Consider the following 10,076-nt stretch of genomic DNA (forward strand, 5'->3'; position numbering starts at 1 on the left):
TTCCGACCCTGACGCGGGATGGAGCAGCCCGGTAGCTCGTCAGGCTCATAACCTGAAGGTCGTAGGTTCAAATCCTACTCCCGCAACCAGCTTCACAAAACCGCCCGTAGCAACAACGCTGCGGGCGTTCTACTTTGTACAAAGGGCCAAAAGAATCGCCAACTGCCCAAAGAGTTCTATGGTACCAGACCGTTTGATAGATAACCTGACCTCGTCGGTATCTTAACCTGAAAGTCAGAGGTTTTGCGGCTAGCACCAATTGATTGTCCTGAAACTATCACGGCGATGCAGCGGAAGACGGCTAACTCCGCTTAGCCAGCATTCGTTTCATATTTTGGCTTTTACCGCCCGCTTTGACCCAATAACGGTCATCCACTTACGGTCTGATAGTGTTCTATGACGCTTCAACTCTCGCCAGCGGTCCGGGTTCTTCGCGTATTGGAAGATGAATGAGCCCTGCTAGCAAGCCAAGCGCGACTGCCGACCACCACATTGGCGTGTAGTCCTGGTTGAGATCGTAAATGCGGCCACCGAGCCACGCCCCCACGAAGCTGCCGGACTGGTGGCTCAGGAAAACAAGACCAGCCAACGTTGACAAATATTTCAACCCTTGTGTTTGTGCGACCAGCCCCATGGTCAGCGGTACTGTCGACAACCAAAGCAGGCCCATCAGCGCAGAAAAGACCAAAACGCTTGTCTCACTTAATGGAAACAGGATGAAAAGGGTGATGACCAGAGATCGCGTAAAATAGATACCGCTGAGGACCTTCTTCTTTGAATACACTTGGCCGGACCAACCCGAGAGAAACGACCCGGCGATATTGAACAATCCAATAAGTGCCAGCGACCAAGCACCAACCCAAGACGCAAGGCCGAGATCCACGACATAGGCTGGCAAGTGCGTTTGAATAAAAGCCACGTGAAATCCGCAAACAAAGAACCCGAAAAAAAGACAAACATAACTGCGGTCGGAAAAGGCCATTGATATGGCCGTTCCAAAATCGCCTGCACTGCTGCCAGCGGCGCTGGGAACGGAGACGCGAGAAATGAACACGAGAAATGGCAGGATCAGTGCAAAGCTAAACGCGATCAAAATCAGGGCGATTTGCCATCCGACCCCGCCAATCATGGCGGTGGCTGATGGCGCGGCCACGAACATCCCCAGAGAGGCAGCGGCGGTGCCCAGACCAAGAATGAAGCTCCGCCGCTCTGGTGTTACGACTTTTCCCAGTGCTCCGATGACAATCGGAAAGGATGCCGCGCCCGTTCCAATCCCGACAAGGACACCCGTAAGGATAAACGGAATCGGATCAGTAATGAGGCCCCGCAAAAGGAAACCGATCCCAGCGAAAACAGCTCCGAAACCAATTACGCGTGCTGTTCCATAGCGATCTGCAAAAGCGCCTGCGACAGGTTGAGCGATCCCCCACATCAAAGCCTGAACAGCAACCGACAACGAAAAAACTTCGCGACCCCAACCAAGTTCGGAAGACATAGGTGCCAAGAACACACCAAATGTAGCGGAGAACCCGAAGCCAAGAAAGGCAACCATGCATCCTGCAAAAACTGCGGCGTTCAACTGGCTTTTTGTAGGGGAAGTGCTTTCCACGTCGGCTCCTGGCGAGCAATAAGAGATCTCAACTGCGAAGCTGGCACGATCCGTGTTCGCAATCAATTGCGAGCCGTCAACGTCACCAGAGTTTTCGGATCTCTAAAGCTGTCGACGCGCTGCGAAAGACGGCTTTGTACGCAGGGATTACACTGCACCTACGAGTTGCTAAACTCCGCGTTACGGACAAAGTTGTTACTTAGTCGAAACTCGCTAAATGGAACTAAAGTTACAAAGCCGCTTTTTTTCCCACGTTTCGATGTTTTAAGTCGCCCAAACAGAGCCGGAGTCAGAGTAACGCCTCTGCCCGTTCAACAACCCAAAACATCGCGACCAGACTTGCACATGCGGCGACGGCGGCGCGGGAGCCAACCCAGATCCGCCCCGGCTGTTTGCGCAGAAACAGCACCAGCGGCCAGACCAATAGAACGATCATAACTTGCCCGGCCTCCACGCCAACATTGAAGGCCAGCAAGCTGTGCCAAACGTTCGGTGCGTCGACGCGCAGGATCTGGTGCAGCATGAAGGAAAACCCAAATCCGTGCAGCAAACCGATGCCGGACGTGATTGCAAAGGCCTTCAGGTCACCGTGTCCCTTTTCCGGTGGCCAGACCGCCATCATGGCAGCGTAAATTATGGAAAGCGCAATCGCCAATTCAACAGTTGGGATGAACCATGCGCCACTCGGTGCGAAACCAAAAAAGCCAAGGATCAGCGTTACTGTATGGCCGAGTGTAAACCCCGTGACGCGCGCCAGCAGGCTATGAAGGTTCAGAGCCCCGATGATCATGCAAAGAACGAACAGCACGTGATCGGGCCCTTCCAGAATGTGCCGAATACCTTCGACAAAGAAAGTCGAAGCCGCTGAGGTCGCTGATCCCGATACATCGACCGGGTTATGCATCAGGCCCCTGGCACGGTAAGTCCGAACCTCCTGCCTGTTGTAGTCGAGGATCAGGTTCGCGGTGTCTTCCTGTCCCTCAAGTCCCGGATCAGAGGCATAGGACAGACTGTAGGTTCCCACTTGTCCTGTATTGAAGCGCAGATGCACGTCCACCATCACGGCACCCACATACGTCTCGTCGGTCGTGGGGAAAACATCGCCGGGTGCAAGTGCAGCCCGGGCTTCATCCAGCGTGGCAAATCCGGGCTCCTGCCCCAGCGGGTACAACCTGATAGAAACGACATTTGCCTTTTGTTGCTGACCTTCGATTGACAACAATAGGCTGTCGGCAGCGATACGGGCCAAACCGCTTGAGTCACGACGCAAGGCGGCCTGATCCACGTAATGCATCAGCATCCCATCTTCGATCTGATTGTATGTATAAGGTGCCGGAGCGGGTAATCCGTCGGCGCCTTTCGGTCCGACGAGTTCCGCGACCAGATATGGCATCGGCAAGCGCACGTAGACATCAAGACCATCTTCCGAGTGGGCAACATGATGAATACGGACATTCTGGTTCAGATTGAAATGCGCCTTGGCGCTTCCTGCACATAATGAGATCAAGGCTGACAGCACCGAAAAAATGAACAGCCGCACAGGTTTCACTATGTTAACCCCCTGTCTTTGCACTGATTATCGTCAGCCCATCAAGCATCCATTGGCTGCCATGCCGCGAGACATCGAGCACTCCGCGGTAAAGGACCGCCTGCCTGTGAAAATGCCCCCAATGGCCGCCGCTGACACGGGCCGTCCAATTGGCGAGCGCCTGGTGTCGGTTCCTTGTATCGCCTGCAGCAAAGCTTTCGACGTTCAAATCAACAATTTCTTCCACACGCGCCATTGCGCCGGATGGTAACTTGACCGACAAACCTCGCTTCATCTCCGCTTGTACGTCATCGCGATTGCCCGCCTCAACGAATGGCTCAAGCGCTGCCGCAGTCCTGTCACTTTGCGTCTCAAGCATCGCGGTGCCAATGTTGCTCAGCAGTCCTTCCACAACCTGATGCGTGGCGATCTCATCCGGTTCCGTCGTCATCGCGAAGGGAATCGGGCTTTTTACGGGGTAGACGACAATTGCGGCGGCCCCGAATGCACCGGTCAGGCTGATCAAAATCAAGCGCTGGCCCCCGGTTCGTTTCGACGAAAACCAAGCACAAATGATACCCAACAGACCCAGGCCAATGGCAAACAACGGCACCTGTGTCAGGCCCGCAGTTTTGACAACAACAGCGCTCGTTTTCGGGTCTGCCCAAGACGTCAGGTGGTTATTCCAACTAACAACAGGATCGGACGCGTAAATCTGTGATGGTACCGCCCCGGCCGGATCGGTGAGGGTGATTGGTATGACGTCCAGATTGTCCGGGAACAATTCCCACGCCACATCAACACGATTGGGTAATGTCATGACCGGGTAGGACAGCACAACGCCCAGCAGCATCGTATTTCGGTTGGCTTCCGCCTCATCCGGAAGGACGCGCAATCCTTCGGCCCCAATCTCGATACGAGAGACCTGCACCGTATCAGGGTTCACTTGCTTTCCATCGATGGCGATCGGGTTTCTGTTCGCAAAAAACTGCGACACCTCAGACTTGATGCCAACGACCTGATCCGCGGTCAGTCGTTCTGTGTTTCCAAGGTTCAGATCTGCCCAACCTTCGAAGTCTTTCAAACGCAAGATGATTTCGTGCCGGACGACCCGCGGTTCCATGGCCAGAAACGACATCATCGGGGATTTGTGGTGACGGGTCAGATTGGGGTTTTCAAATGTGGTAAACCAAGGGTCGCTCCAGTCCGGGATCATTGTCTCGGGCTGCGAAAGATAGCGATAGTCTGTAACCGGAACGCCCATATGTTCGGCCACCACGCCAATAGAAGCCAAAGGAATACCGTCAGCACTTAGCGGAGGGACAAACTTGATCCGTTCAGGCTTGCCATGAAACGGATACTCCATATCCACGTAGACGACGTTGTTACTGCGCGGTCGCGGTCGAAACTGCGTGCTGGCGGCTGTTTGCCGAGGAATCCTGGGTCGCACATCGATCGTTTTCGTTGTGCTGGTCAGTTCTTTCCCTTCCGCCCAAATCTGAAGGTTTTGCCCCGTACGCTCAGCCAGCGATTTACCTGAACCGTCATCCGGAACGACGAATACGGGATAGTCACTCAGATCAACCTCAAGGACTACCCGGACATGATCAGCCTCCACCGAAAGCTCGACGAAGTTTGGAGCGGTTTCACCACCGTAGGGTGACACCAGATCAGCAAACGACTGATTTGCGTTCAACACAAGGCCCGCGAGTATCGAGCTCAAAGAAACCCATACAGTCCTATAGGTGTTGTTCTTAGAAATGAAACGCGACGGCAGCATAAATGCCATTCTGATCCACGTCATAGGCAAACTCCCCACCCGAACGGTTTGTGGAATAGTCAATTCCGTAGAATTGATAGCCAAACCGCAAGGACGTGTTCTCCCAACCTTTCCAGTCGAAGCCTGCAAGAAGCAGATATTGCAGGTCATCGCCATTCACACCAAATCCGCTTAGTTCGGCGCGGCTGGCAAAGCTCCATTTGTCGTTGATTTCCACCGCATAGCGAAGCGCGATCATTGGCTCGAACCAGTCTTCGGTTCCGCCCAGCGTCATGCCCGGGCCAAGGCCGGAAATGTCGATCTCTTGCTTTAACCGGTTCCATTGAACACCGATTGCGGCGTCTGCCGCGTAGCGCCTGCCAGAGGCATTGACCCCGTTCGCAAATCGGTAAGCACCTTGAACATTGGCGAAGGTTTGCCGGACATCAACATCGACACCCACCCTTCCGCCGGGCAGGGTGCCGTCGCCGCCAAGCCTCACATAGTAGACCTCGGAGATGATCCCGAAATCTCCGTTCCAGCCTTCATAGCGCACCGAAGCGGCCCCTTGCAGCACATCCAGAACCTCACTCAGGCTCAGGTCCAGATCGACGCTTGTGCCATCAATGGTCGAGGTGCCCGTGGTGCTGAGCGGGAGGAACAGATAAGGCGTGATCGAGTGCCGCCAACCACCTTCATCATTCTCTGATCTGGAAAGGGACTGAGCGCTTGCGGCTTCCGCGAAACCTACGATCAGCCCGACAGTCAAGATCAATTTATTCGTGATACTTCGCATCGCAACGCCCCTGACAATTTTCAAAAAACCGGCACGTGCTGCTCAGCACGCGCCGGTTATTCAGTTTGTTAGTTGTCGCCGGGATACGGGAACTCTTGCCCCAGAACTTCCGAAGCTTCTTCATAGATCGGACGCAAAACATCATCAACGTCGTCATATCCGCTCTTCGTAAAGTCTGAGAACTGCATCGCTTCCAAAGCGACACCTGAACGCTCGGAGAATTCGGCCCGATCATCCTGGGAAGGAGCTTGGGCGGGTGATGCCAGCGGAGGTGACCAAGTGCGTTCCTCGGTCGCAGCCATCCGCACGATGATGTCGTCCTTCGTCACATTCCAGACCATGAAATCATCGGCCATGCTCAGCGGCCCATCATACGTCGACCGAATACGTTCATATACACCGGACGAGGTGTCAAAGTCGTTGAAGAAATGATATGCAACGGCCATACGAGGCTGGATATCGCTCATCACCTTGCCAAACGCTTCCGGTGCAGTGTGTACTTGCGTGCCCACCAACAAGGCGGATTCTGGCGTAAACTTCATCTTCGTTACTAGCTCCGGCACCGCGATGAAGCACTCGTGGATCGCGAGGTCGGCGTTCTTGGCGTATTCCTTGAACCACTTGTTGGGGTAGGTGTCCGAACTGAAAACGAACTTCAACCCATTCCACTCAAGCGCATAGCTGACTGCGCCGTCGATCGAGTGAATCGCCGGGAAAGTGCGGATCTGAACCCCGTTTTCCTCGTAAATGACTTCGTTTTCCAGTTTGTAGTCGAACTCGTTCACCTCCATCGAGTAGCCGCGGAAATCGACGTTGCCTGCACGACCCGCCAGATCCCAGGTCAGCATCTTCTGCATATGATCCAACGCATAGGCGGTGCCAAGTTCCTCGGCTGGCCCGCTCGGGCCCCAGACGCGCAACGGCACGTTTCGCCCCATCAATGCGCCGCCGATGAACAGGTCATGCAGCGCACCAAAGTGGTCGGTGTGCAGATGTCCGATGAAGACTTTGTTGAGGTAGTTGTAAGGAATCTGCAGCGACGAAATCCGCTCGGCCGACCCCGAACCGATATCGAACAGGAACTTGTCTCCGTTTCCCAGTTCCACAAGGAAACACGCGGCAGCCTGCGCGGCCCGTGTTGTGGGCATTCCGGTCCCGCACGCAATGACCCGCATCTCATCTTCGGCCAGGTCTTCGGTGTTTGGGTAGTACACATCCCGCGGACGATCACGCACCATCGTCGGTGAAACCTCTTCCGTTTCCTGCGCATATGCTGCCGATGGTGTAACAGCATCCATTACGGCATCTGTAAACGCTTGCGGAGAAACGGCCCAGGCGCCGAAAAGCACACCAATTGCGAAATGCTTACTCAATCTTCTGTAGTTCGAATGATAGGCCATATACCGTCCTCCAATCGCTTAGCAGCGAGGTAGGCGGGCGTAGCGCAAAGGCGCACATCATCCCGCTGTTATGCTTATCAAACTGACACTTAGTGACTACGATTGTAAGTGACTCACGGTGAGTATTGGCGTGACTCACGTTCGGATAATTGCAAGAATAAGAATATGGTAAGGCGTTCCGAAGAAATTCCGGATAATGACAAGCGTGCCGCCCTAAGCAGATTGCTTGCGGACGCGCACATGGATGGGTCCGAAAGACTTCAGGCCTTTTTGACCTACATTGTTGACGAAGAACTCGCCGGGCGAGGCGAAAAAATTCGTGGGAAAACAATAGCGCAAGACGTCTATGGCCGCGACACCTCAGAAGGGACCGATCCGGAAAACGTTGTTCGCGTGGACGCCAGACGGCTTCGTCAATTTTTGGAACTGCATTACGAGGGCATTGGAAAAGAAGACCCGGTACGCCTGCATATCGACAGCGGCGGGTACAGGCCACGGTTCGAAGCGGCCACCAGAGTGAGTTCGGCATCGCTTTCGACTGACGCCAAACGTTTTGGCCTTCCCATCGGCGCGTTCGGTTTTGGGGCTGTTGTTGGCGCACTGATCGCAGTCAGTCTTGTTCCGGACAGAAAAGACCCCGCTTCGGCAGAACTAAGCAATCCACCTGAGACGAACACGAACGCATTTTTACAGCGCGCCGCAATTTACGAAAAGTCCCCTGCCGCTTTGCAAGCCTTCAATCTGGCGCAACAAGCACGGACAATGATCTTTCCGATCTTCGACCGGCAGCGCCAGTTACTGGTTCTTTCTGTGTTTGAAGGCGTGATTGAGATGGACCCTGATTACTTTGGTGGCTACGCGGGTGCAGCACAGGCATTAGCGTCGCTCTCAGTGATTTCTCCTCCATCAGACGCCAAAGCGGAATATGCCGATGCTGCCATGAAATTGGCAAACCAGGCCGTTAGCCTTGCGCCAGACCAAGCCTGGAGCCAGTCCGCCAAAAGCTGGGCCTATTTCGCCAATCGCGATTACGATGCTGCGTTACAACTCGGCAGGCGCGCCTCACAACTTGACCCGAATGATGGCGCAGTCCTCGACTTTTCTGGGGCTGTCGCTTTGTTTTCCGGCGAGTTCGAGGAAGCAATCGAAACAGCTGACCGGCTTTCCCTTATGAATTCCAGCAACCAAAGGTTTGCCAATCGCAACATTTCAGGCGCGACCTACTTTCATCTGGGTGAGTATGAAAAAACGGTTCAGCGCTTTGAAGAGGCCAAGCAACTTGGGGATCCGCTGAGTGCACCTTCTCTGGCTTATGTCACGGCTGCCTTGTCTGCGATGGGACGCGATCAAGCTGCCCAGGCAAAGTTGGCAGAGCTTGAGCGCGCCTGGCCAGGCGCACCAATTGGTGCGATGCTGAAAAGTATTCATAGAGACGACAAAAACGCCGAAGCCGTGTTGCATGAACTGCGAAAGCAGGGCTGGGTCAGTCCCGCCGAGCAGGAAGAAGTCCAGCAATGAGTTGTCTCATTGCGCGTGTGGCAGACTATACCGGCGCAAGCCTTCTGAGCAAAAGTCAGTCAGCATATTGTTCGGTGCGAACTGAAGGCTGGAAGTGATCAATGAACAGACAGTCAAAGGAGGGGCTGTCGCGTTACCGTTCGAATTTGAAAGGGTGTGTTGAATGTTCAGCTTTGGTCGGCCTCGCGCCTTTCAGGACCGCTTTGCGCGTTCCCTTGGCATCCCCCTATTGGTCGTTGCCGTATTGATTGCCACTGCATCTCAACCCCGCCTTACAAGCGCATGCACGGTGTGCATAACACTGCCGGACGCATCACTTGCTGATCATCTGATTTCGGCCGAAATCATTGTTCTGGCCGGACCTGCACAGGACAACCCATTTGGATTTGCTCCGAAAAAGCTGATCAAAGGCACATCTGAGGATCTTGCAGGATTGCCTGAGATTCCGTTTCTCGTCGACAGTGCGACCCGGGCAACATTTCGCAATTACCCGGACAAGAGCATTCTCTTTACCTATGGAGCGGTGGACAAGGACGCGGCCGGGCGCGGTTTCTCGCGCAGTTGGAAAAGGATATTCACTCTGAACCCGGACCGGGAACAGTTTCTGGCAAATCTCGAGGACGCGGCAGAAAACTGGTCTTTCGGCAGCAAAAACGTTGCGGAGCGTGTTGAGTTCTTCGCCGGGTATCTAAACTCCGCGGATCCCGTCCTGCGTGACACGGCGTTGATCGAACTGGATCGCGCGCCGTATCCAGCGATTCAAGCCCTGCGCCCAAAGGTTCAAACCAACCGGCTGATGGAGGAGCTTCGCAACATCAACCGCATAAGCTTTGTTCCGATTGCAATTCGTCTCTTGGGTTTGCAAAAGGACGATGCGGAGGCGGTCGGGATCGTACGGGCACGTTACCCGCGCGCCGTAAGCAGCCGCAGCGGTTACCTTTACGATTGGGCTCTGGCCGGTTTGGAGGTGGACGGATCGGTTGCGGTGCAAACCATCGACAATGCGCTTCAAAAGTCAGGACGGAAATTGCAAGACAGGCAGAGCCTGATACGCGCGTTGACTGACGCTGGCACGGCGTCTCCGAACCTCAGAGATTCGATCATCGACGTTTTTTCCAGAGCCCTGACCGACGACAGCGCGTTGGCATTGAACATCGCGATTGCGGCGCGCGACTGGCAGGAAAACCGTTTGGATCACCTACTTAAGGCAGTATTGGAAAATGAAGAACCTGATCCACTGACGCGGTTCGTCATTCAAACCAAGATTGCACCAACCGATTGAAAATAGACGCCTTCAGTATCCAAACGACAGTAAGCATGATGGTTTCGGCAAAACTCAGGCCTTCAAGGTTCACTTTGGTGCTTCACCAAAGTTGCCTCCAAAGAATGCGACCATTGCCAGCAATACGCCGACCAGTATTGCGATGACCCAAAGTGCTCCGCTGCCCTTGGCAAAATATCCCATC

7 protein-coding genes and 1 tRNA gene are annotated in these 10,076 nt (G+C 54.4%); 3 read left to right on the forward strand and 5 right to left on the reverse strand.

Going from position 1 to position 10,076, the window contains the following annotated elements:
• The first annotated feature begins 12 nt into the window (after positions 1-12).
• A tRNA-Met gene (locus ACR1XU_RS22795) sits at positions 13-89 on the forward strand.
• Between the two features lie 305 nt (positions 90-394).
• On the opposite strand, the gene ACR1XU_RS22800 is transcribed toward ACR1XU_RS22795, so the two are convergent.
• The 5 genes from ACR1XU_RS22800 to gntH form a co-directional block, all read right to left on the reverse strand.
• Positions 395-1,609: an MFS transporter gene (locus ACR1XU_RS22800; protein ID WP_480909550.1), complete on the reverse strand. Its 1,215-nt coding sequence runs from the start codon at positions 1,607-1,609 to the stop codon at positions 395-397.
• Positions 1,610-1,898: 289 nt separating this feature from the next.
• A complete protein-coding gene (locus ACR1XU_RS22805; RefSeq protein WP_480909548.1) occupies positions 1,899-3,158 on the reverse strand; it encodes a HupE/UreJ family protein in 1,260 nt (419 codons plus the stop codon).
• Between the two features lie 4 nt (positions 3,159-3,162).
• Positions 3,163-4,860: a hypothetical protein gene (locus ACR1XU_RS22810; RefSeq protein ID WP_480909546.1), complete on the reverse strand. Its 1,698-nt coding sequence runs from the start codon at positions 4,858-4,860 to the stop codon at positions 3,163-3,165.
• Between the two features lie 31 nt (positions 4,861-4,891).
• On the reverse strand, positions 4,892-5,692 hold the full coding sequence (locus tag ACR1XU_RS22815) for a hypothetical protein (protein WP_170682475.1): 801 nt from the start codon (positions 5,690-5,692) through the stop codon (positions 4,892-4,894).
• Between the two features lie 68 nt (positions 5,693-5,760).
• A complete protein-coding gene (gntH, locus tag ACR1XU_RS22820) occupies positions 5,761-7,092 on the reverse strand; it encodes a guanitoxin biosynthesis MBL fold metallo-hydrolase GntH (RefSeq protein WP_170808446.1) in 1,332 nt (443 codons plus the stop codon).
• A gap of 240 nt (positions 7,093-7,332) precedes the next feature.
• Between gntH and ACR1XU_RS22825 the strand changes: the two genes are divergently transcribed.
• Both ACR1XU_RS22825 and ACR1XU_RS22830 read left to right on the forward strand, forming a co-directional pair.
• A complete protein-coding gene (locus ACR1XU_RS22825; RefSeq protein WP_480909544.1) occupies positions 7,333-8,610 on the forward strand; it encodes a tetratricopeptide repeat protein in 1,278 nt (425 codons plus the stop codon).
• A gap of 289 nt (positions 8,611-8,899) precedes the next feature.
• The gene (locus tag ACR1XU_RS22830; protein ID WP_480909542.1) at positions 8,900-9,892 is read left to right on the forward strand and encodes a hypothetical protein; all 993 of its coding nucleotides are present in this window, start codon (positions 8,900-8,902) and stop codon (positions 9,890-9,892) included.
• Positions 9,893-10,076: the final 184 nt, after the last annotated feature.

This window comes from Ruegeria sp. D1(2025) (assembly GCF_056536425.1).